Here is a 23017-nt window from a genome sequence, read left to right on the forward strand (position 1 = left end):
AGAACCGCCTTGGCTCAAAGCCATCATAATAATCCTGTGGGGTTGACACCTCTTCTTCACCGCTAGGCTCAACCCACTCCAGCTTCTTTAGCATGTTGAAATACATGACGAAGGAGTGGTACCGGCACTTCACCAGTTTGTAGGGAATACCCCGCAGGTGCCAGTCTACCCGCTCGGCGTACTCCAATTCGGTGTAGGGCTCAAGTCCGGCTTTAATGCGCCAGTCATTTTCCCAGGCGGTGGCCTCTTCAGCATAGGCGGTATGAAGGGCGACCTTGTAATGGTAAAAGATATCAGCTTGGGGGGCGCCGCGGTTGGTATCAATTTTAGGTCTGCCCTCCGGACCGTGACCGAGAAGAAACTCCCTGATGAACCAGCCACAGCCGAAGGGGCGCAAGAACCCGCCCTGGGCTGGCCTTAACAGCTCAACCACCATTCTTCTCCTACAACCACGCCCGAGTCCTCATGAACTATCCTTCTTCCACAGCTTCCGATACCACTCGCGGTGCTCCTTGCCCGACACCTTCCTGTACTTAGCCGTTGTGTTGAAGCTCTGATGACCAAGATGCTCTTGCAATAGCCTGAGTCCATCCCCTGAGTCATCCAGTTTTACTGCATGGGTAGCAAATGCGTCTCGTAGTCTATGGGGGCTCACCCCGTGTATCTTGCCTGTCTCTGGGTTTATAAGGTTGGGGAGGCCAGCCCTCTTGGCACACTCTCGAACTACCTGCCAGGCTCGATGGCGGTTTATGCCGAAGATGAGTCTTTTGCCTTCTCTTGGGACTGGCCCGCCTCGCTGGATGTAATCCCTAAGCATCCGTAAGGTATTGTCATCGATGGGTAGTGTTCTCATTCGGCGGTGCTCTTGCTCTTGAGCCAATGCCTTCTCGACGCCGTTGCCGCAGAGTGGGCAGAATTTGTGGCTTTTGCCCAATCTTGTTCCGCACTTCGGGCAACTTATCTTCATCCGATACTTTAGATGCTCAATGACGACCGCACTGCTTCCAAAGGCAATGTCTTTTACCTCAAGGGCCAACGCCTCAGAGATACGACACCCTAAATGGAAAAGCAGTCTGATAAGCAATCGATCCCTGAGGTTGGCAGCTGACTCCTCTAGGCGTGCTATCTCATCGGGTTCCAAGTAGGCTCGGCTCGCTCTGATAGCTCTTCCAACATTCTGTAAGGGTTTTATGGATTCCCTTCGTCGCATACCGTTTCTCCTAATCGTAATGCTTGCACGCCGGTTTCTCACTAAGACTAATCGGCAATAATGGTCTGTCCTGACTATGTAGCCAAACATGGATAAGTAACGCACTCAGCCGGATCACTTTCACTACGAATAATGAGAAAAAAGTGTTAACCATTCCCTTTGCCGGTTCTGTTAGGACTCAACCGTTCCTTTTTTGGGGGATTTGAACAAAGGAGTTTCACCAGCCAAAAGCTTGTCCAATTGCGCTTTCGGCACTAGCAGGCGTTTCCCAACTCTGATTATTGGGATCTCGCCTCTAGCTACAGCCTCATAAGCTGAATTGCGCCCGATCCCAAGCCGTTTCGCACACTCTTCTACAGATAGCGTTAATCTGTCGTCCACCATTTCCATGCCTCCCCGTTGACATTACTTCTTTTTGGTATTATCCTATCATATATATACATATTTATTAGCCAATGAGCGCATGTGATAAAGCTAAGAATGTATTAATGCGCATTAATCATAACGAAGTTTTATTACAAGAAAGTGCGCATTAATCACTCTAAAGAGGTGCGAATATGGCAAGGGGACATTCCAGGAATGTAGAAGATTACGTTAAAGATGCAATCGTGAAGGTGAAGAAAGATAACCGTGATTTTTCCGCTAATCAAATCCGTAACCATCTACTTAGGGAGCACGACAAATATGGTCTGAAGAAAGAAGAAATACCTCAAAAAAGATCAATTCAAAAAATAATAGCCGACAAAATTTCTAACTTGCGGGACATGTGGACTAGCCCTCAAGAAAAACCCTGGACTTTGGGGAACTTAGAGCATCTCCTGCTTTCGCCAGACTCTTTAGCAATGCTGCTAAAAATGCAAATTTACTGGATGGAGAAAAGACTTACGCCTATGAGCAGACGCGAAGCAATATGGGTATCAAGGTTATACCCCACAATATTGACTTTGAATGAAGGCAAAGAGCCTCCCAACATCACTTGGTGGCTTTTTTGGTGGGTTTACGAATATAGTACGATGGAGCAAATATACCAAATCAAACACGGTAATCTAAAAGATTTTGAAACGTTCGAATTAGACTTAGATTTATTTCAATCAAAAGGCGAACCCGAGAAATCGAAAATTTGGGTTTTAACGCCTATTTGTTTAACTCAGCCTAAGGACGCACAGAGAGACTACACAAATTATTTGAATTCGTGTATGAAGTACCTTCCTTCTTTCAAGGGCCCGGTTCTAAAAAAAAGAACACCGGAAGAAAAAGAGATGATATTGGAAGCAATCAGCAAAGCTGCTGATGAAATTATTGAAGTTAAACCCGAGGAGGTACAAAAATGAGAGGACATATTGAAAAAAGGGGTAAGGATAGCTATTCTATTGCTATCAGCATGGGGAGGGACAATACTGGCAAGTATAAGTATCAATGGGTGAGTGTAAAGGGGATAAAGAAGGATGCTGAAAAGCGCCTAGCAGAAATGCTTCACCAGATTGATAATGGGACTTTTGTTAAGCCGGGTAAGACTACCCTTGCCGATTACTTGGAGAAGTGGCTAAAGGACTATGCTTGGCCTAATCTAGCTCCTAGGACGGCTGAAGGTTACGAATCCATTGTACGCCAGCACCTTATCCCTTCTCTCGGGAATATACCACTAACACAGCTAAAACCTGAACACCTTCAGCAATATTACTCTGAAAAACTATCAGGTGGCCGCTGTGACAGTAAGGGCGGTCTAAGCCGGACAACGGTTTCTCACCATCACACGTGTCTTCACCGTGCCCTAAAAATGGCCTTAAAGTGGGGACTCGTGAGTCGGAATCCGGCCGAGGCGGTTACTGCCCCACGCCCCCAGCATTCCGATATGCAAACTATGAATGAAGAGGAAGTGCAGACTTTTCTTGAAGCTGCTAAAAAGACGCTTTATTATCCCTTATTCTACATGGCCCTTTTTACGGGAATGAGGCGAAGTGAATTACTGGCCTTGCGCTGGCAGGACGTGGATTTACTCTTCTGCCAAGTACACATTTCCCGCTCTCTTCACCACCTGAGGGATGGTAGCATAATATTTAGAGCCCCAAAAACAGCTAAGGGACGCCGAATGATAGCCTTAACGCCGTCCACTGCCCTGATGCTTGGGAAGTATAGAGAAAATCAAGAAGCAACTAGAGCCATGTTGGGGATACCGTTGAAGGATGATGACCTAGTATTCAGCCATTTTGACGGGAAGCCGTTACTACCGGATACGATAAGCCATGCTTGGACTAAGATAGTGGAACATGCTGGCCTGAAGCATTTCAGATTGCATGATGGAAGGCATACCCACGCCTCACTCCTCTTAAAACAGAATGTGCATCCGAAGATAGTACAAGAGCGACTGGGCCATGCCACTATCTCAACAACGCTAGACCTCTATAGCCATGTCGCCCCTGGACTTCAAGAAGCCGCAGCCCGGCGCTTTGACGAGGCATTAAGTCCCAAGTATAATGAAATGGCTGATAGAGTAAGGCATGAAAATGAGGCTAATGAAAAGGTCTATTAGCAAATTATTAGCAACTTTTAGTTATGTCTACTTGGGGAACGCCTCAATGTCGTCATTTTAGCTTCAAAATAGAGCATATGCCAGCGTAGCTCAGGGGTAGAGCAGCGGTTTCGTAAACCGCCGGTCGTCGGTTCGAATCCGACCGCTGGCTCGGTGATTTTGGAGGCTGAAGAGGAGAATGGGCGGTTTGCTCTTCGGAACGGCGGGGGTTCCGCGCAGTGCCTGGCCACCATCAACAATCGGCGGCATTGAGCGTATTGCCGAGCTGGGACTGGGCTGCATGGAGATAGAGTTTGTCCAGGGTGTGAAGATGGGGGAGACAGCCGCGAGATTGGTTGGTGAGGCCGCGATTCGAACCGGTGTGAGATTGTCCGCGCACGCTCCCTATTATATAAATCTGAATTCTGATGATATGGAAAAGGTGAGGGCCAGTCAGAGCCGCATTTTACAGACGGCACGCATCGCCTCGCTCTGCCGGGCCGAAAACGTGGTCTTTCATCCCGCATTTTATATGGGACGACCGCCGGAAGAAGTATATAGTACTGTGAAGAATTACCTGGGTGAAATACTGGACCAGCTTGAGCGCGAGAGGATTCAGGTATGTATCAGGCCGGAAGTAACCGGCAAAGGCAGCCAGTTTGGCACCATTGAGGAACTGGTAAACCTCAGCGCCGAACTTGAGGGTGTGGCACTCTGCCTCGACTTCTCCCACTGGCACGCCCGTACCGGCAAGTTCAATTCCTATCCGGAGTTTGAAGCCGTCCTGCTCCAGATGAGGCAACGTCTGGGAGAGGCGGCACTGGAAAACATGCATATTCACGTTTCCGGTATCAGCTACGGTAAGAAGGGTGAATTGAAGCACCTCAATCTGGGTGAGTCTGATTTCCAGTACAGAGAACTGCTCAGGGTGCTGAAGGACTACGATGTCAAAGGCATGGTGATATGTGAAAGCCCGAACCTGGAGGAAGATGCGCTGCGGCTGCAGGCGACTTATAACAGTCTGTAATCCACAGCGAATACAAATGCATGTTATCCTGTGGTATAATGGAATGGCTAAAAGAGCCAGTATTAGGAGTGAAGTGTGAAACCAAGCTGGAAACGGAGTAGTTTAATTTACATCGCCATCCTGTTGGCGGCGGTGGCGTTGTTCGTTAATATCTTACCGTCGGCGAACAAACCTGAGGAAGTGCCCCTTAGTGAAATAATTGCCATGTCGCAGAATAAGGAAATCGCCGAGATTACGGTGGAGGACGACCTGCTGCTCATCACCACGCGTGATGAGACTGAACTGCGGGCATTCAAGGAGAGCAATGCCAGCATCTATGAGATAGAGGGTCTCAATCTTGAAGGCATCGTGGTGAATATCAAAGGCTCGTCTGGCATCGACTGGGGGAGCCTGATGCTCAGCTTCCTGCCGCTTATCATTTTCGGTGGTCTGCTGTTCTTCCTCTTTCGTCAGGCAAGAGGGGCAAATAATCAGGCGATGAGTTTTGGCCGGAGCCGCGCCCGGCTTTTCCCGGCCAATCGGCCTACGGTAACTTTTGGCGATGTAGCCGGTGTGGAGGAGGCCAAGCAGGAGCTGCTGGAGGTGGTTGAATTCCTGAAATCGCGGGAGAAATTCCAGGCGCTGGGCGCGCGCATTCCAAAAGGTGTCCTGCTGGTCGGACCGCCGGGCACGGGCAAGACGCTGATGGCACGCGCGGTGGCCGGTGAGGCTGATGTACCTTTCTTCTCGATAAGCGGCAGCGAATTCGTGGAGATGTTTGTGGGCGTCGGTGCCTCAAGGGTGCGTGACCTCTTTGACCAGGCGAAGCGCAACGCTCCCTGCATTATCTTCATTGATGAGATTGACGCGGTGGGCCGTCAACGCGGTTCTGGTCTGGGCGGTAGCCATGATGAGCGAGAGCAGACTCTCAACCAGATACTGGTGGAGATGGATGGTTTTGATACCAACACTAGCGTCATCGTTATGGCAGCCACCAACCGACCGGACATTCTTGACCCGGCGCTTTTAAGACCCGGTCGTTTTGACCGCAGGGTGATTCTGGACCGGCCGGATATTAACGGTCGGGTGGCCATTCTCAAAGTTCATACCAATGGCAAGCCGCTGGATAAAGAAGTGGACCTGGAGGTTCTGGCCAAGGGTACGGTGGGATTGAGCGGCGCCGACCTGGCCAATCTGGTCAATGAAGCCGCTATCCTGGCAGCGAGGCGCAATAAAAATGCCATTGGTATGTGTGAATTTGAAGAATCGGTGGACAGGGTGATTGCCGGGCCGGAAAGAAAGAGCCGCAAGATAAGCTCCAGGGAGAAAGAGATAACTGCCTATCATGAAGCCGGACATGCTCTGGTTGCCAGGATGCTGCCCAACGCCGACCCGGTGCACAAGATATCGATTGTGGCCCGGGGGATGTCGCTCGGTCATACCCGCCAGCTGCCCGTTGAGGACCGCTACCTGCTGACGAAGTCGCAGTTCAAGGATATGCTGGCCGGGCTCCTGGGAGGGCACACGGCAGAAAAACTTATCTTCAATGAAATGAGCACTGGTGCCCAGAGTGACATCGAGCAGGCTACCAAGATAGCCCGGGCGATGGTCACCAACTTCGGCATGAGTGATAAGCTGGGGCCGCGTACCTTCGGGCGCAAGGAGGAGATGGTCTTCCTCGGTCGTGAGATTTCGGAGCAGAGGGATTACAGCGATAAGATAGCCGAGCTCATTGATGAAGAGGTCTACGGACTTATCGAGGAAGCCCACGGGACTGCGCAGGAGATACTGGGCAAACACAAAGACAGGTTGGTGTCGATTGCGGAGCAGCTTATGGCTAAAGAGACGCTGGAAGGGGAGGAACTGGCAGCTATCCTGGGTGAGACGGCTCCAAAGCCGTCAAAGGAAGTCAAACCGGAACCCAGACCAGTCCCGGTCAAGCCGGTTGGCGAAGCTGAACTGGCGACCAAGCCCCAAAAAGCGCCTATAGTACCCCGTCTGGTCCCGAAGCAAACGCCGGCGGCTCCTGATTAAAGCCGGTGAAAGACGATTGAGAGGGGGCTACGCCCCCTCTTTTTTTGCCCCTATTCTTTACGGGCCACAACGTATTCAGCCAGTGCCAGCAACGCCTCCCGGCTGTTATTCTCCGGCAGGTCATTGAGGTTCTGGCAGGCCCGGGCGCTGTATTCCGAAGCCATAGCGTAGCACTCGTCCACAATCGGTGAGTTCCGCATCAAATCTATTGCCTGCTTAATGTTATCCTTGTCGTCTCGGTTCTCAAAGAGCCGTTTAATCGGGTTGTCTTCGGGGTAACGTTCCATCAGCAGCATCGCCGGCAGGGTAAGGGTTCCCTGCGTCAAATCCGAGCCAACCGGTTTACCCAGTTCTTCCTCGGTGCCGATGAAATCCAGAATATCATCCACGACCTGAAAGGCAATACCCAGGTAATATCCATATTCCCGGAGTATTTTGGTTGATTTCTCCGGGGCCTCGCTCAGGACGGCTCCTGACTCGGTGGCGAGGGAGAAGAGGGAGGCGGTCTTACGGGATATCTTCTTGAAGTACTGTTCCCTGGTCTGTTTCAAATTATATGTGCTGAAGAACTGGTTCAGTTCACCGCTGGAGATGGTGGCCAGCGTCTGTGAGAAGAGCTTGATTACGCGCGGGCACTGGGTATCGGAGACAAATTCGCCTGCCTTGGCGAAGAGGTAATCGCCGAGGAGTATGGCCGGCTCTTCTCCCCAGAGTTTATATATCGTAGCCCTGCCGCGACGCGTCATCGACTTGTCAATGGCGTCATCGTGGATAAGGGTGGCCGTGTGCATGAGTTCCACGGACACGGCCATGGGCAGCAGATATTTCAGATTATACTGGTAGAACTTGCCTGACAGCAGCGTCAGGGCCGGCCGAATACCTTTCCCGCCGCCACCCACCACGTAGTCCAGTTGCTCGGAAAGCCAGGGAAAATCAACTTTGATAATTGACCTGAGGTATTCTTTCACCTGGGACAGGTCATCCTGTATGGACTGGTATATTCCGCTGAGGTCCAAGGGTCTCCTTTCTCACCTACAATGGTGGTTGGCCGAGTTTCTTGGTTTCTTCTTCCACCAGGCTGTCATCAAGCTTGGAGAACAGGGGCTGTGGCGGCAGCAGCTTCTGCCCTGGTGGCAATGACTGTGGTTTCCAGCCGAAATCCTCGATGCTCCCGGTAAAGCCCAGGTATTCGTGCAGCTTCTGGGAGCTGAAAGGCAGGAAGGGATAGAGCATCGTTTTCAGATTGGCAATTACCTGAAGAGCGACATAAAGTGATTTAGCGGCATCCTCTCTATTTTCTTTGATTACTAACCAGGGTGACTTTCCATCGAGGTATCGGTTTGTCTCTTGGGCTAAAAGCATAGCTCGCATTATTGCTTGCCTAAAATGGCATTTTGATATGAGGTCGCCTATCTCACCAAGGAAAGCTTTTGAATCTGCCATGACACTCTTACTGAGGGCATCAAGCTCACCGGGCTCCGGTACACTGCCCTCAAAGTTACGGTAGACAAAGGTGAGCACACGGTGCACCAGGTTGCCGTACGTGGCCACCAGTTCGTCGTTATTGCGGCGCACAAACTCGCGCCAGGAGAAATCGGTATCGGAAGTCTCCGGCATATTGATGGACAGGAGGTAGCGCAGGGGGTCGGGGTCATAGCGGTCGAGGTAGTCAAGCAGCCAGACCGCCCAGTTCTGGCTGGTGGAGAGCTTCCTGCCTTCAATGGTCAGGAACTCGTTTGCCGGAACGTCATAGGGCAGGTTCAGGTTATCCCCGTAGCCCATTAACATCGCCGGCCAAATGAGGGTGTGGAATGGGATATTATCCTTGCCGATGAAATAATAACTCTTGGTATCATTATTCTGCCAGAACTGGCGCCATTTCTCCCCGTCGCTGCTTGAGGCGGCCCATTCTTTGGCGGCAGACAGGTAGCCGATGACAGCTTCAAACCAGACATAAATCCGTTTGTCATCAAAGCCTTCCAGAGGTACGGCCACCCCCCAGTCTATATCACGGGTAATTGCCCGGTCTTTTAATCCCTCCTCAAGGTAACGCGTGGAGAAGTTCAGCACGTTCGGTCTCCAGTGTGTCTGCTGCTTCACCCATTCCAGCAGCTGGTCATTGAAGGCGGTAAGTTTCAGGAAGAAATGCTCGGTATCACGGAAAACGGGCGTAGTGCCGCAGATGCGGCAGCGCGGTTCGATGAGCTCGGCAGGGCTCAGTTGTTTACCGCAGGCCTCGCACTGGTCGCCGCGTGCGCCGGGTGAGTTGCAGTAGGGGCACGTCCCCTCGACATAGCGGTCGGCGAGGAAGCGCTGGCAGTTGGGGCAGTAAGGTTGCGATAGCGTATCCTTGTAAATATAGCCGCGGTCCAGCAGGGTGAGAAAGATATCCTGGGTAACCCGGGCGTGGTTTTCCGTGCCAGTGGTGGTGAAGAGGTCGAACGAGATGCCGAACTTCTGCCAGGACTCGAGGAACTGCTGGTGGTACCTGGCGGCGATTTCGCTCGGTTTCTTACCTTCCTGCTCGGCCTTGATGGTGATGGGTGTCCCATGCTGGTCCGACCCCGAGACCATCAGTACCTCATTGCCTTTGGTGCGATGATAGCGGGCAAAGATATCCGGGGGCAGATAGGCACCGGCAATCTGTCCCAGATGGAGCGAACCGTTAGCATATGGCCAGGCAACGGCAATAAAAATTTTCTCGCTCATGCGACCTCAATCATGTTCTGGAATACCAGACTCAAGGAAGGTCAGTATCTGTTCCCCTTTTTCCGTCTTGTACTGGGCGTAGCCCTTCTTCAGGCAGCATTCAACGCAGTACCGCCTTATTTCACCTTCCTCGTCTTCGACTCCATCCCTTTCATCGACGGCAAGATATCGCTCGGGGTAGGGGATGTCGCGCTGACAATCATCGCATTTTACTTCTCCCAGTGAAACGCATCCACGACGCATTGCTCAACTCCTCTCCAAACTGTGACACGGATTCTGTTTTTTAATCCAGACCTTATTCATTTTAAGCCAGGCCCGGTATAGTTCACGGCGGGAAAGGCCGGTCTCCTCAGCCACTCTGGCGATGGCCTCCTTCGCTTTGACACCACTTTGATACATATCACATAGTCGTTTCTCAATATCCTCACCCGATTTACGTTTTTCTTCGCTTTTACCTTCAATAGCCAGGGTAAATTCGCCTCTGGGCTCGGTGAAGCGGGCGATTGCCTGGCTGATGGTTCCCCGGAACACTTCTTCATGAAGTTTGGTCAATTCACGGCAGACCGCAATCTGCCTGTCGCCAAGGACCAGCTGCAGGTCGTTGAGTGTCGGCTGCAGCCGGTGCGGCGCTTCCAGGATAAGCAGCGTTCCCGTTTCCTGTGCCACTGTCTTCAATGCCTGCTTCCGGGCACCGGCTCTGCGGGGAAGAAAACCGAGGTAGAGGAATCGGTCGGTGGGAAGCCCGGAGACCACCAGGGCCGTGATGACCGCTGATGGACCGGGTACCGGGATAATCGGGATACCGGTTCGGGTCGCTGCCCCGATAAGTTCATAGCCCGGGTCTGATACTCCCGGCATTCCGGCCTCGGAAACCAGTGCCACATCATCTTCCTTTAAGTAGTTTATAATATAATCAAGTTTGGCCTTTTTGTTATGCTCGTGATAGCTGGTCATCGGCGTTTTAATATGGTAAGCATTCAACAGTCGTTTTGTTTTACGCGTATCCTCGGCGGCAATCAGCCTGACTTCACGCAGAACACGGATGGCACGCAGGGATATGTCTTCCAGGTTGCCGATCGGAGTTGCTACCACGTATAAATTAGGCATGAATGTCAATTTTCCTAACGTAATTATTATAGCCTACGCTTCATTACCTGTCTAGCTTTGCGAGGGCGGGCAGGATTTCTTGACTTGTCCGCTGGCTTTTGCTATATTTGATATTCAAATGGTGCAGAAAAAAATGGAATCCCCCCAGTACAAACAACTACGACGTGCCTATGGCTTTGATGAAGTAGCTATCGTCCCCGGAGACGTCACGGTCAATCCTGACCAGATCAATATCGAATTAACCATTGAGAATTACACGTTCGCCCTGCCCATTATCGCCTCGGCTATGGACGCGGTAACCGATGTCGATTTCGCCGTGCTGCTGAGCAAAATGGGTGGCCTTGCCGTTCTCCACCTGGAAGGGGTGCAGACGCGCTACGATAACCCCAGCGAGATACTGGCCAGAATCGCACAGGCACCGCAGTCCGAAATAACCGGACTGATGCAGGAAATCTACGCCCAACCAATCAAGGAAAACCTCATCGGCGAGCGAATTCAGGAAATCAAAAAGCGGGGCGGGAGCTGTGCCGTTTCGGTGACGCCGGCCAACACCAAGACCTTTGCCCCGATTATGGTCGAGGCCGGGGCGGATATACTGTTTGTGCAGTCCACCGTAACCACAGCACGACACATTTCAAAAAGTTACCGTGGCCTGGTTTTCTCCGAGTTACGTGAGATGGTCCCTCTGCCGGTAGTAGTTGGCAACTGTGTCAGCTTCAGCGCCTGCCTCGATATAATGCGGACCGGCATCTCGGCAGTTCTGGTCGGCGTTGGGCCGGGTGCTGCCTGCACCACCAGAGAAGTCCTCGGTGTCGGCGTCCCTCAGGTGACGGCGACAATTGACTGTGCCGCCGCCCGGGACCAGTATTATCGCGAAACAGGAAGATACGTGCCGATAATCACTGACGGCGGCTTTCGCAAGGGTGGTGATGTCTGCAAGGCGCTGGCCGCCGGTGCTGATGCCGTGATGCTGGGTTCTATTTTCGCCCAGGCCAAGGAGGCGCCGGGGCTGGGCTTCCACTGGGGTATGGCCCACCCTCACCCGGCACTGCCCCGGGGAACCCGGATAAAGGTTGGCACCACCGGCACGCTGGAGCAGATACTCTTCGGTCCAGCGTCAGTCACCGATGGCAGTCAGAATATCATCGGGGCCATCCGCACCGCGATGGGCATCTGCGGGGTAACCACCATTCGGGAAATGCATGAGGCGGAAATGGTAATTGCGCCAGCGATTACCACGGAAGGGAAATCCTGGCAGAAGGCTCAGTCCGGTTCCTGAGAGTGTCCTGAGGAAAAGATTACTCTTCCTCCTCCTCCTCTTCCTCCACATCGGTTGTGACGGTGCTGATTTCCTCATGGATGCGCGGCAATAAAGCGGCCACTTTTATTCGCGGTCGTGCGGCGAAGTCCGATTGCTCGATTATCTGACGCAGCTCTTTTAACCTTTCCGCCTGTTTTATGGTTTTCACCGAGATGACTACCCCATCCACCCCTGCTTTCCACAGAGCTTTGAGTTCATCGCTGTCGACCGACGCCGGTACTGTCAGTAGCAGTGGTTTGAACAAAAGGTCGGAAAAACGCTGACAGAGCATGAGCTGATGCCAGGTAAGGGCGGGCTTTTCCTTTTCGTCATCGGTTAGCAGTACGGCTTCGACCGGCAGTTCGTTAATCGTTCTTATCAGGCCTTCACCCAGTGACGACTCTACAAGCAGGATTTTGCTCATTTTCTCAGTACCAGGAAGGCCAAAGTCCAAATTCAGGGGCAGGATGATGAAGTCAGCACCAGCTTCGGCTGATGCTTTTATCTGCTGGCGGCTTTTCTCTTCCAGCCACAGTCCCCAGGTCACGCCGGGCAATGACCGGGCAATATCGGTTACGGTATTCTTCTCTGCGCCAGTTTGAGCAATGATGGCAGCATCGGCACTGGAAACATAATCAGCCAGTTGCGCCATATTTTCTGCTGGCTCAACCCTGGCGATAAGCGCCATTTTCGGTTTTGGCTGGACTGCTCTGGCAGCCCTGAATCCCATTGGCGAGGAAACCGTTTCCGCAGTCTGGATTAGTCTATCGATCAGCTTGCTCACGCCACCTCCGTATGCTAGCTCAGTGTCTAGTCATCTGGCTGACTCTGGATTAGTATAGCACAAAGCTGGCCGCGGTAAGAAATCGACCCTATATCGCTTTTTAACAGAGTTTAAACGCCTCTTTTATGGGGAATTAATCATGCAGCTATAAGATGAAAGTAGCAATTAAAAATCTTTTTGAAAGGACGGTAGAGAAATGATAAAAACGGTGATCAGGCTGAAGGATGATATGGTTATGGTCTTTGATGACAGAGGGGAGCAGATGACTGCTTACCAGGGTCAGTATGAAAGCGTCAAGGAGAAGATACTTAAGGATGCTCCTCTGGAGGCTGTGTTCCTTCACTGGTTTGGCAGTAACTCTATCCCGGTAACCGTAAACATAGAGGAATGGTAGCCCGTGAGGTATTATCGGCAGGTGCGAAATATGTTGACCACCGGAGAAGTTGCCCGCATACTCAATGTCCATCCTAGTACGGTGAGGCGCTGGAACAACGGAAAATTACTGAAGGGTTACCGTATTGGACCGCGGGCAGACCGACGGTATCGACGGGAAGATATTGCGCTTTTCCTCAGGGAGAGATTTATCCAGATACTAGCAAGAGACGATTCCACATGGCTATTTTAGTGGGTTTACTCCCTATTCGCTTCTCTCCTTTAAAGGGCAGGTATCAGGTACATTAAATGAAAAAGCTACTGGTAATAATTGTGACAACGGTGATCGTATTCGCGGCTGGCTTCGGTGTGGGTACTTACTCTACGTATTTAAAAAGCGAGTCCCTGATATACATGTGGATTGAAAACACCCAGGCTTGGCAGCAAGAGGCTTACAAAAGTAAAGTGGCCGCTGATTACTATCGGCAGAACGCAGAGCTTAACATATATACCGCTGAGATATTAAAAGAACTGGTCGACAACTACTCGGCTGAAAATGCCGATCTGTTACATCAAATAGCCCTGTTGCAATACGAACTAAATAGGGCATTAAATCCCGGATGGGGGGTACCGAATTGAGCGAACTATTAATGGTGGCAGCAAACGCAACGTATGAAACAGTCAATGGGATATGCGTTCAACCAAATGCAAACAAAACCAATCCTAATCGGACTGTCTCAAGTAGCTGAATTATCCCCAACTGATGCCCAATTTATACCACCACAATGCTTATTATCCTTCCCCACTTTAAAGCTCACCACTTGCCAATTGGCGAAAATTATCGTGCTTAAATGATATTATTGACATAATCAAAACGTGACACTTGACAATAATAGTATTATTATTCTACAATTGGCACATAAGTAAAGAGGGTTGTGATACTCAAGATGGAGAGTAAGGTTACCGAGCACCAAGAGGCCGTGCTCGATATTCTCCTAGAAAAGGTGTATCGGGACAGCGGCCATGATTTCCGTGACTACCGACGAGGCACTGTGGCACGGCGCCTGGAAAGAAGAATGCTGGCCACGGGCGTAAAGACCTATATTGACTACATGTACTTTCTGGACTCGCACCCCGAGGAGTACGGCCAGTTTGCCAATTACCTCACCATAAAGGTAAGCCGCTTCTTCCGCAGTCCATATACATTTCAGCAGATGGCAGCGTTAGTGATACCGGAACTGTTGTTAAACAGAAAGAGACGGGGAGAGTCCTGCTTGAAGTTCTGGAGTGCCGGCTGCGCCCGCGGCGAAGAACCGTATTCAATAGCGATCATGCTGGCTGATTTCCTGGGAGAATCCCGTTCCGACTATGATATTACGATTTTCGCCTCTGATATTGGCTACCTCGATTTAAACAAATTGCGGTCCGGAATTTACACAGCGGCAGACGTTGAAGACCTGCCTTATTCCATTCTGGACAGGTATTTTATACCTGATGGCGATAACTACGAAGTGAGGGCGGATATCAGGCAGATGGTCCAGTTTTTCCATTTTGACCTTACTTCGGTGAACAGGCAGCCATTACCGGGGATGGACTGCATATTCTGTTGCAACGTATTGATTTACTTTCAAAGGCAACTTCAGGAGAGGGTGCTTGGCAAGTTTTATAATTCGCTGGCCGTGCCCGGATACCTGGTTCTCGGTGAGGTGGAGACCCCGACGAACGGTCTGCTCGAGAAACTGGAATGCCTTGATGGCAAGGCGAAGATATATAAGAAGGTCGATGCCAGTGGTAAGTGAAACATGAGGAGATGACGAGGATGGCGAAGAGTTCAGCTTTGCCGGAGGATGAAATATCCCGAAGAGCGAGCGCAATCAAGGCTCTTTCCCTGGGTATATTTGGCGCCGCCGCAGTCGGCGTGATTCTAACGATCATTTTTTGGCTCGTTGTTCCCTCTTACCCGGTTATCCCGATCACCACTGTAGCTTTGGCGATGATGCTGATAAGCTCGTCAGCCTACCGGCTGGCAAAAGCTGGTCGGGCCAGGTTAGCCGGCTACATTTTTGTGGTTGGCTCTCTCATCGTGGCGGCGGTCATTTCCCCTTTATTTGGGGGATTCATTGGACCGATGACTATTGTCTATCTATTTCCCATCCTGGTTGCCGGCACGGTGCTCGGCATAGGCTATAGCTTCCTCATTGCTACCTTGGCAACTGTCTTTTACTTGGCGATGATACCGGTGGAGCAGGCGGGTCTCCTACCGCAGCTGGTTGTCCAGGAAGAGGAAGCAGCGGTTATTTCTTACCTGGCCGTCGGTTCGCGGATAGTATTCTTCTATCTGGTCGCCTTCCTGAGCTGGTTTGCCGCTAGCCGGCTTCACCGGGCTCTCCAGAACGTCCGTACCTATGCGGCGGAGCTTCAGACCGCCAATGAAAAGCTCCAGTCCAGTGAAGAGGAGCTCAGAGCGGCTAACGAGGAGCTCCGGGCAACTGAGGAAGCACTGCAGGAATCGGAAGAGCGCTACCGCTCCTTGGTTGAGGCTGGGGAACATATGAGGGAGGGCATTTTCCTACTACAGGACACCGACAAAGTGAAAGCAGCCCACCTCTTTGCCAACGAGGAATGGTCTCGGATAACTGGCTACTCCATCAAAGAGCTTAGGGGAATATCGTACTATGACGTCATCCATCCCAGACACCGCGCCGCCGTAGCCGATAGAGTGCGATGGCGGCTGCAGCAGGGACAAGATATTCCTGGCCGCTGGGAAATCTCCGTTATCACCAAAGACGGTACCGAAGTGCCACTTGAAGTTTCTGGCGGCGGCCCGATTACCTACCACGGCAAACTGGCCACAGTCGGTTACGCTCGGGACATCACCGAGCGCAAGCTGGCGGAGGAGGCGCTCCGAGCATCCAATGAAGAGCTTCAGGCAACCAATGAGGAACTGAGGGAAGCGCAGGAGCAGCTGATTCGCTCGGAGCGGCTGGCGGCTATCGGTCAGCTGGCGGGAGGCGTGGGCCACGAGCTCAGAAACCCGCTTGGTGCCATCAAAAATGCCACCTACTATATCAAGGGTAAACTGGCTAAAAGTGAGTTGGCGGAGAAGGAGCCGCGGGTTCTGGAATTTCTTGACATCGTGGATGATGAGATAAATACCTCCAACAAGATCATCAATGACCTGCTCGGGTTTTCCCGTGTCGGCAAGCCAGCGGTTACACCCACGCTGGTGAAGAAGATAGTTGAAGAAGCCCTGGCACGGGCACCTGTTCCGGAAAACATAGAGCTGACCGAGAATCTGGACTCTGACTCGACTGAAATTGCAGTGGACGCGGGGCAGATTCAGCAGGTGTTGATTAACGTGATTACCAATGCGGTGCAGGCAATGCCAAAAGGTGGAAAATTAACCATTAGCACCAGAGAAAAAAGAGGGTTCCTGGAGCTGGATGTAACCGATACCGGAAGCGGCATAACCAATGAGACAAAGGGCAAGATTTTTGACCCCCTGTTTACAACGAAGGCAAAGGGTATTGGCCTGGGACTGGCCGTCAGCAAGTCAATAATTGACCGTCACGGCGGGCAGATCGAGGCCAAGAGCACGGCCGGCAAGGGGACCACGTTTACCATCAGGTTACCACTGAAGACACCGGTTCAGGAGGACAGCTTTGAAAAGCAGTAACGGGCAAACCAATATCCTGGTCGTTGATGACCTGCGCAGCATGCGGCTGACGCTCGGCGGCATACTGGAGGACGAAGGGTACAGTGTCACAACCGTGGAAGACGGCTATCAGGCCATTGAGGCGGTGCGGAATAGGCACTTTGATGCCATTTTCATCGATATCAAGATGCCCGGGATAGATGGAGTGCAGACCTTTCGGGAGATTAAAAAGATAGACCCTGATGCCACCGTGGTGATGATGACCGCTTACTCTGTGGAAGAGCTGGTCAAAGAAGCTCTGGAAGAAGGTGCCTATGCCATTATCTACAAACCGTTCGATATAAGTATGGTCATCGCCATCATCGAGGAAATGCTGACCAATAAAACACTGGTGCTCGTGGTCGATGACCATTTCGCTGACCGGGAGACGTTAAAGGCAATTCTCGAGGAAAAAGGATACCGGGTCGCCACGGCTGCTGATGGTAATGAGGCAATTGAGATGGTCAGGAGTCGCCATTATGACATCATTTTCCTGGACGTCAGGCTGCCCGATATGACCGGCTTCGAGACCTTTGAACAGGTGAAAAAGATAGACCCGCAGGCAACGGTGATAATGATGACCGGCTATGCTGAAGAAGACCTCATCAAAAGTGCCGTTGAGGCTGGTGCCTATACATGTCTATACAAGCCCTTTGATATGGAAAAGGTAATCACTCTGGTTGAGGCAGTGTCCAGGGGGAAACCAAAATGATGTCGGTACCAACCACTATACTGGTCGTGGAGGATGAGGCAGGGGCGAGGTCGACGCTATGTGGCATACTTGAAGAAGTCGACTACAGAGTTATTGGGCTGGAAAAAGGGGCTGACGCGCTAAAGATAATGAAAAAGAGCCCTTTCGATGTCGTTGTTGTTGACATAAAACTACCAGACATCAGCGGCTTGGAGATACTGGAGATGGCCAAGGAAATAAATCCAGAAGCGGCGGTAATTATCACCACGGGCTCTGCCAGCGTTGAGACTGCCGTGGACGCGGTTAACCAAGGGGCTTATGCCTATTTTACGAAACCGGTCAATCCGGATGAAATCAAGAACACCATTGCTAATGCGCTCAAGCAGCAGCGGCTCTCGCTGGAAAATAAAAAGCTGGTGGAAAGACTGCAGCGCTCCAGCAAGCTTCTCTTTGAAACCAATGAAAAGCTGCAGGATGACATCGCTCAGCGGAAGCGAGTCGAGGAAGCGCTGCGACTATCGGCACATCAGTGGCAAACCACTTTTGATGGCATCGGTGATGCGGTCTGTCTACTGGATGATGATGCCAAGATTATACGCTGCAACAAAGCGATGACCAACCTGATAGGCAGGTCGTACAGCGAGATAAACGGTAGAAACTGCTGTGAGCTGTTACACGGCCGGACGGAACCAGTTCAAAGATGCCCTTTTGTGCGCATGAAGAAATCACATCGCCGGGAAACTCAGGTGATATCTCTGGATGATAAGTGGCTCGAGATAGCCGTAGACCCTCTCGCTGACGACCAGGGCAATATCATGGGTGCGGTTCACATTATGGCCGATATTACCGAGCGCCGGCGGTGGGAAGAGATATTGCGGCAGTCTGAAGAGTTCAGTTCCACACTGCTGAAAAACGCTCCCTATCCAATGCTCGTGCTCAATGCCGATACCTCAATTAAATATGTTAATCCGGCACTGGAGGAAATGTCCGGCTTTTCCCTGTCTGAGGTTATTGGCATGAAAGCGCCGTATCCGTGGTGGACGGAAGAGACCTTGGGTAAAACGGACCGAGATTTTAGAGAAGCACGGAGTAAAGGTATCGTTGGAAGGGAGGAGCTATTTAAGAAGAAAAATGGTGAGCGGTTCTGGGTCAATATAAATGCAACCCCTCTCATTATAGACGGGGAGTATAAGTACTATATAGCGAACTGGGTTGATGTTACCGAGCGTAAACGGATAGAGGAACAGTTGAAAGAGAGCCGCGATTACCTGGAAAAGCAAAATGATGCGATTCCTGATGTGATATTCAATGTCAAATTGCCGGAAAGAACAATCCAGTATATTAACCGGTCTATTGAGAGTGCTTTGGGATACAAGCCAGAGGAATGTATAGGACAGAGTGTGGAATTTCTCTATCCCAGTCGGGAAATATACGAAGATGTTGGTAGAAGGATTCAGAAGGGGTTAGAACAGGGTAAAAGTGTAGTCATCTCGGAACACAGCATGAGAAGGAAGGACGGTTCCTTATTCCTTTTTGAAGCCCGAATAACGTTTTTATGGGAGGCCGATAAAGTCGTCGCCGCTATATCTGTGGTCAGGGATATCACCGAGCGCAGGCGAATGGAGCAGGAATTGAAGGAGAAAAGCAGGCTCCTGGAGATAAAAAACAAGGAACTTCAGGCGCAGAGTCAGGCGTTAAGGATGCAGGAGCAGGTGCTTGTTGAGAAGACCAGAGAACTGGAAGTGGCCAGCAAAGCGAAGTCCGAATTCCTGGCTCATATGTCACACGAATTGCGCACTCCGCTCAACGTCGTCATCGGCTTCTCAGAATTGATGCTGGATGGTGCGGTGGGAAGCCTCAATGAGGAACATAAACAGTGCCTCAATGATATTCTGAGTAGCGGGCAGCAACTGTTGAGCCTCATCAACGATATTCTGGACCTCTCTAAGATAGAAGCAGGCAAAATGGAATTAAAAATTAGGAATATCACGCTGAAGAATATTCTCGAGTCATTAAAAAATGAAATAATGCCCATAATTAGTAGGCGTAAGCAAAACCTTGAAGTAGTCATCGAGGACGAGCTGCCGCCGGTGCGAGCTGACAGGGACAAGGTACGGCAGGTGCTGATCAACCTGCTGAGCAATTCAACCAAATTTACTCCAGATGGTGGTCATCTTCGTGTCGAGGTGTTCAAAGACAACGGCTGGTGCCGGGTCAGCGTTATCGATGATGGCATCGGGATAAAAAAGAAGGACCAAAAAATCATTTTTGAACCTTTCAGCCAGCTTGATGGTTCGCTACTGAGAGAATCAGGTGGTACCGGGCTTGGGCTGGCCATTGCCAAGCAAATCATCGAAAAGCACGGTGGCAGAATATGGGTAAACAGTAAGTATGGTAAGGGGAGTCAATTTCATTTTACTTTGCCCTTGGTCATGCCTAGTACTGTTTGTCCCGTATAGGTAAATCTCAGGCGGATTGACGGGAGGTACAAATTGCTGAAGGAAAAAGTAATGATTGTGGAAGATAACCCGCAGAATATGAAATTGATTGAGATGCTTCTAAGGTCGAAGAGCTATGTCCTGCTCAAGGCATATGACGGTGAAGAAGCGCTGGATATAGCTACCCGGGAAGAGCCTGACCTGATTGTCATGGACATGCAGCTTCCCAGAATGAGCGGAATTGAGGTAACAAAGCGGCTCAGACAGATGCCTGTTTTCAGTCATACACCGATTATTGCGCTAACTGCCTATGCGATGAGAGGGGACAAGGAGCGTTTTCTGGAAGCAGGTTGCAATGCCTATCTATCGAAGCCGATCAGCACCCGTGAACTGCCTGTGATAATTGATCAGATGTTACAAGTGCACAAAAAAAATGTTGCTTAGGGTGGTGTGAAGATGGCGAAAAAGATACTGATTGTTGACGATGACCCCGCAATGGTAAGGCTGATTTCGCAGGTCCTAACCAGGAAAGGGTATGAAGTACTGGAGTCCAATAATGGTCAGGAAGCGCTGCGGATACTATACAGCTGCAAGCCAGACCTGGTACTACTTGATGTGGTTATGCCCACAATGGATGGCTGGCAGACCTGCGGTCGCATTCGTGACATATCGGCTACCATACCGATTATCATGCTCACCGGTCGGCGTAAAACGGAGGATGACGTGGCTCGTGGTCTAGATTACGGTGCTGATGACTATCTCATTAAGCCGGTAGGTAATAAGGAGCTGGTGGCAAGGGTGCAGGCAATGCTGCGTCGTGCTGAGATGCCTTCGGCTATGGAAGACCAGGGCAAAGATTCCACATTTAGCAATGGTTACCTTACCACGGATGTTGTCCAGCGTAAAGTGGTGGTAGATGGGAAACGTGTCAAATTAACGCCTATTGAGTTTCGTCTGTTAGCTCTCCTACTGCAGAACACGGGCCGCATTCTGACGCACCAGCAGTTGCTGGAAAAAGTGTGGGGCTGGGAATACGTCGACGACCTCGACTATGTGCGTATCTATATCTCGCATCTGCGGCGAAAGATAGAACCGAATCCTTCCCTCCCCAAATATATCATCACCGAACCCGGCGTTGGCTACTATTTTCAGAAGCCGGCCTGACGGTAAATCTCTTCAGCAAATCTTTAAGGTGAAAGCTCTGTGTCTTATACTTTACCTAATAATCCTGAAGCTGGTATAATCCTAGACGATATGTCAGTAGAGGTGGAGTTACTACAATCGAGTACCTATTTTTCGGGATTGAGTTCGAAAGAGCTTGATTCAATCCGGAAGTATATTTTTGAGAAAACGGTAGCGCGTGGAGAGATAATCCTCTTTGAAGGCGAGCCAGCTCGCGCGGTGCATTTTGTTATATCCGGTGTGGTGAAGGTATTTAAAACCTCCGCCGATGGCAAGGAGCAAATTCTATATCTGGCTCGGGCTGGTGACTCATTTAATGATGTACCCGTCTTTGATGGAGGGCTGAGCTTGGCCAGTGCCGAGGCACTGACACAGGTAGTACTCTACGGGATGGAAAAGGGTGATATGGAAGCGAGGCTGCGGGAACATCAAAAGCTGGCGGAGAATGTATTGCAGGTGCTGTCACAGCGAATTGAGCAGATAGTCTCGCTGGTTGAGGACCTTTCGTTCCGGCGCGTGACCGGGCGGGTGGCCAAGATACTGCTTGAGAATGCTGAAGACACGAGCGGACAACAGCCTAAACTGACCCAGCAGCAGATGGCCGCCATGGCTGGTACGGCAAGAGAAATGATTGGACGGTCGCTCAAACTGCTGGAGGATGAAGGAAAGGTGAGGCTGGAGCGCAATCGTATTGTTATCAGGGATAAGGAGGCGCTGCGAGAAATCGCCGGTGTCGGCACGTGAGACAAAAGTCGCTGACAGGGGGGCAAATCGGGTATTAAACTTTTGCTGTATGGAGAAAATGGGATAAATGACTGAAATGCTAATAATCGACCTTAGCAAGTGCAATGGTTGCGGTCTCTGTGTGGAAGTGTGCATGTGTCAGAAATTGGTCTTGGTTGATAACGTGGTCAAAATAAGGTCAAAGATAGAATGTCGGCAGTGTATGAGATGGTGCACGATGTGTGAAATGGTCTGTCCCACCGGGGCAATACAGTGCCCCTTCGAGGTGGTTACCGAAGAGTAGCAGCGTTTGGCTGACCTGTCCCGGCCATATTGATTTCCGGTTCTTTTTTAAATTCCAGCTATCTTTTAACCTGTTTTTTCGTTATTTTAAATATGGGACAAAAGTCACATACAGGAGCAATCTACCAGTCTAAAATAGGCTAGATAACAAGGAGAGGAGGTGCGTGATGAGGAATAGAAGTAACCTGAAAGTAAGTGAGCCGGTAGAAATAAAAGCCTGCCGGCATTACTGGCATATTGAAGAAGCTGATGGCCCGGTGAGCAGAGGTATCTGTAAGATTTGTGGTGAGGAAAAGGAGTTCCAAAATTCATGGATAGCTTCCAGCTATATGGGTAAGGATGCCCGGGTTTTCGATTTGCCCAACATGCTGGAGAGTGAAGATGAGGAAGAAAGCGGGGAGAAATCGTAGCTGTAGAGAGGTATGTATTCTACCATTCCAGGTTGGCAGCCGCCGCCATCGCTTTACTTAGTTTTAACCTGCTTTCCGTTAGCCTCGAACTGATTACCGCACCAAGGTTTGTCATCACCAAATAGCCTGCTTCTGGTTTTTTCCTGAAAAAGTTAATCAAATCCGAACTATTGATGCAGATGACCTCAGTTCTTTCCTGGCACTTTGCCGATGCCGTGTAGACATATGGCTCCAACATCGCAGACCATCCAAAGAGTTCGCCCGCCCTTGCCGTATGAACTGTGACTTCCATACCCCAGGGCTCGCGAACCTGGACCGTGACATCAACTCTGCCGCTACGGCAAAGGTACAACTCAGTGGCTTTTCTGCCCTGCAGAAAGCAGGAATCACCCTCGCGATAACTGCGTTCATGGCAAAGTTCCGCAATGTCCTTTAGTACCTCATCATTTATGCCCTCAAAAAGTGCAAATTCCTTTAGAATTTCTTGAGATATCATATTCTCCACCTCCATGCCTCAAATCAAAAAGGGTGCCAGCAAACGCATT

26 protein-coding genes and 1 tRNA gene are annotated in these 23017 nt (G+C 50.7%); 18 read left to right on the forward strand and 9 right to left on the reverse strand.

The genetic code is table 11. The features are described 5' to 3' along the window. The 3 genes from KKD83_09290 to KKD83_09300 all read right to left on the reverse strand — a co-directional run. The coding region (locus KKD83_09290; protein MBU2536338.1) for a hypothetical protein at positions 1–436 on the reverse strand (436 nt) is incomplete at its 3' end. A 27-nt stretch (positions 437–463) separates the two neighbouring features. Continuing rightward, positions 464–1210 carry a tyrosine-type recombinase/integrase gene (locus KKD83_09295; GenBank protein MBU2536339.1) on the reverse strand — a complete coding sequence of 249 codons (747 nt, stop codon included), beginning with the start codon at positions 1208–1210 and terminating at the stop codon, positions 464–466. Between the two features lie 171 nt (positions 1211–1381). Continuing rightward, a complete protein-coding gene (locus KKD83_09300) occupies positions 1382–1600 on the reverse strand; it encodes a helix-turn-helix domain-containing protein (protein MBU2536340.1) in 219 nt (72 codons plus the stop codon). Between the two features lie 167 nt (positions 1601–1767). Here KKD83_09300 and KKD83_09305 point away from each other — a divergent pair, with 167 nt between their 5' ends. From KKD83_09305 to ftsH, 5 genes are all read left to right on the forward strand, one after another. Beyond that, positions 1768–2541 (forward strand): hypothetical protein, encoded by a 774-nt coding sequence (locus tag KKD83_09305; GenBank protein ID MBU2536341.1) that lies wholly within the window; start codon positions 1768–1770, stop codon positions 2539–2541. Beyond that, on the forward strand, positions 2538–3740 hold the full coding sequence (locus KKD83_09310) for a site-specific integrase (GenBank protein ID MBU2536342.1): 1203 nt from the start codon (positions 2538–2540) through the stop codon (positions 3738–3740). Before KKD83_09305 ends, KKD83_09310 begins: the two co-directional genes overlap by 4 nt. A gap of 79 nt (positions 3741–3819) precedes the next feature. After that, positions 3820–3891, forward strand: a tRNA-Thr gene (locus KKD83_09315). 27 nt (positions 3892–3918) lie between these two features. Then, positions 3919–4746, forward strand: coding sequence for a TIM barrel protein (locus KKD83_09320; GenBank protein MBU2536343.1), 828 nt, complete (start codon positions 3919–3921; stop codon positions 4744–4746). Between the two features lie 75 nt (positions 4747–4821). After that, positions 4822–6759, forward strand: coding sequence for an ATP-dependent zinc metalloprotease FtsH (ftsH, locus tag KKD83_09325; GenBank protein MBU2536344.1), 1938 nt, complete (start codon positions 4822–4824; stop codon positions 6757–6759). Positions 6760–6809: 50 nt separating this feature from the next. On the opposite strand, the gene KKD83_09330 is transcribed toward ftsH, so the two are convergent. The 4 genes from KKD83_09330 to rsmI are packed head-to-tail and all read right to left on the reverse strand — an operon-like array spanning position 6810 to position 10575. Beyond that, on the reverse strand, positions 6810–7775 hold the full coding sequence (locus KKD83_09330) for a polyprenyl synthetase family protein (GenBank protein ID MBU2536345.1): 966 nt from the start codon (positions 7773–7775) through the stop codon (positions 6810–6812). 16 nt (positions 7776–7791) lie between these two features. Continuing rightward, positions 7792–9468 (reverse strand): methionine--tRNA ligase, encoded by a 1677-nt coding sequence (gene metG / locus KKD83_09335; protein MBU2536346.1) that lies wholly within the window; start codon positions 9466–9468, stop codon positions 7792–7794. Positions 9469–9474: 6 nt separating this feature from the next. Continuing rightward, positions 9475–9711, reverse strand: a complete 237-nt coding sequence (locus KKD83_09340) for a hypothetical protein (GenBank protein ID MBU2536347.1) — start codon at positions 9709–9711, stop codon at positions 9475–9477. A gap of 3 nt (positions 9712–9714) precedes the next feature. Continuing rightward, positions 9715–10575, reverse strand: a complete 861-nt coding sequence (rsmI, locus tag KKD83_09345; protein ID MBU2536348.1) for a 16S rRNA (cytidine(1402)-2'-O)-methyltransferase — start codon at positions 10573–10575, stop codon at positions 9715–9717. Between the two features lie 133 nt (positions 10576–10708). On the opposite strand from rsmI, the gene KKD83_09350 reads away from it, so the two are divergent. Beyond that, positions 10709–11854 carry a GuaB3 family IMP dehydrogenase-related protein gene (locus KKD83_09350; GenBank protein ID MBU2536349.1) on the forward strand — a complete coding sequence of 382 codons (1146 nt, stop codon included), beginning with the start codon at positions 10709–10711 and terminating at the stop codon, positions 11852–11854. Positions 11855–11873: 19 nt separating this feature from the next. On the opposite strand, the gene KKD83_09355 is transcribed toward KKD83_09350, so the two are convergent. Further along, positions 11874–12659: a hypothetical protein gene (locus tag KKD83_09355; GenBank protein ID MBU2536350.1), complete on the reverse strand. Its 786-nt coding sequence runs from the start codon at positions 12657–12659 to the stop codon at positions 11874–11876. A 196-nt stretch (positions 12660–12855) separates the two neighbouring features. Between KKD83_09355 and KKD83_09360 the strand changes: the two genes are divergently transcribed. From KKD83_09360 to KKD83_09415, 12 genes are all read left to right on the forward strand, one after another. Then, entirely contained in the window at positions 12856–13053 is a 198-nt protein-coding gene (locus tag KKD83_09360; protein MBU2536351.1) for a hypothetical protein, read from the forward strand. 30 nt (positions 13054–13083) lie between these two features. Beyond that, complete coding sequence (locus KKD83_09365) at positions 13084–13284, forward strand: helix-turn-helix domain-containing protein (protein MBU2536352.1); 201 nt, start codon at positions 13084–13086, stop codon at positions 13282–13284. Positions 13285–13340: 56 nt separating this feature from the next. After that, entirely contained in the window at positions 13341–13670 is a 330-nt protein-coding gene (locus tag KKD83_09370) for a hypothetical protein (GenBank protein ID MBU2536353.1), read from the forward strand. 296 nt (positions 13671–13966) lie between these two features. After that, positions 13967–14830 (forward strand): protein-glutamate O-methyltransferase CheR, encoded by an 864-nt coding sequence (locus KKD83_09375; protein MBU2536354.1) that lies wholly within the window; start codon positions 13967–13969, stop codon positions 14828–14830. Positions 14831–14850: 20 nt separating this feature from the next. Then, positions 14851–16707, forward strand: coding sequence for a PAS domain S-box protein (locus KKD83_09380; protein ID MBU2536355.1), 1857 nt, complete (start codon positions 14851–14853; stop codon positions 16705–16707). Then, the gene (locus KKD83_09385) at positions 16694–17437 is read left to right on the forward strand and encodes a response regulator (protein MBU2536356.1); all 744 of its coding nucleotides are present in this window, start codon (positions 16694–16696) and stop codon (positions 17435–17437) included. The genes KKD83_09380 and KKD83_09385 overlap by 14 nt, the downstream gene beginning before the upstream one ends. Continuing rightward, positions 17434–19875: a PAS domain S-box protein gene (locus KKD83_09390; protein ID MBU2536357.1), complete on the forward strand. Its 2442-nt coding sequence runs from the start codon at positions 17434–17436 to the stop codon at positions 19873–19875. The genes KKD83_09385 and KKD83_09390 overlap by 4 nt, the downstream gene beginning before the upstream one ends. Positions 19876–19911: 36 nt before the next feature. Further along, positions 19912–20298, forward strand: a complete 387-nt coding sequence (locus KKD83_09395; GenBank protein MBU2536358.1) for a response regulator — start codon at positions 19912–19914, stop codon at positions 20296–20298. A gap of 6 nt (positions 20299–20304) precedes the next feature. Continuing rightward, entirely contained in the window at positions 20305–21018 is a 714-nt protein-coding gene (locus KKD83_09400; protein ID MBU2536359.1) for a response regulator transcription factor, read from the forward strand. Between the two features lie 138 nt (positions 21019–21156). Beyond that, positions 21157–21780 carry a Crp/Fnr family transcriptional regulator gene (locus KKD83_09405; protein MBU2536360.1) on the forward strand — a complete coding sequence of 208 codons (624 nt, stop codon included), beginning with the start codon at positions 21157–21159 and terminating at the stop codon, positions 21778–21780. Between the two features lie 67 nt (positions 21781–21847). Next, complete coding sequence (locus KKD83_09410; protein MBU2536361.1) at positions 21848–22063, forward strand: 4Fe-4S binding protein; 216 nt, start codon at positions 21848–21850, stop codon at positions 22061–22063. A gap of 166 nt (positions 22064–22229) precedes the next feature. Next, a complete protein-coding gene (locus KKD83_09415) occupies positions 22230–22472 on the forward strand; it encodes a hypothetical protein (GenBank protein MBU2536362.1) in 243 nt (80 codons plus the stop codon). A gap of 19 nt (positions 22473–22491) precedes the next feature. Here KKD83_09415 and KKD83_09420 read toward each other — a convergent pair whose 3' ends face one another. Then, complete coding sequence (locus KKD83_09420; GenBank protein MBU2536363.1) at positions 22492–22968, reverse strand: cyclic nucleotide-binding domain-containing protein; 477 nt, start codon at positions 22966–22968, stop codon at positions 22492–22494. Positions 22969–23017 lie beyond the last annotated feature (49 nt).

It is taken from the genome of Chloroflexota bacterium, assembly GCA_018829775.1.
Classification (GTDB): domain Bacteria; phylum Chloroflexota; class Dehalococcoidia; order Dehalococcoidales; family RBG-16-60-22; genus E44-bin89.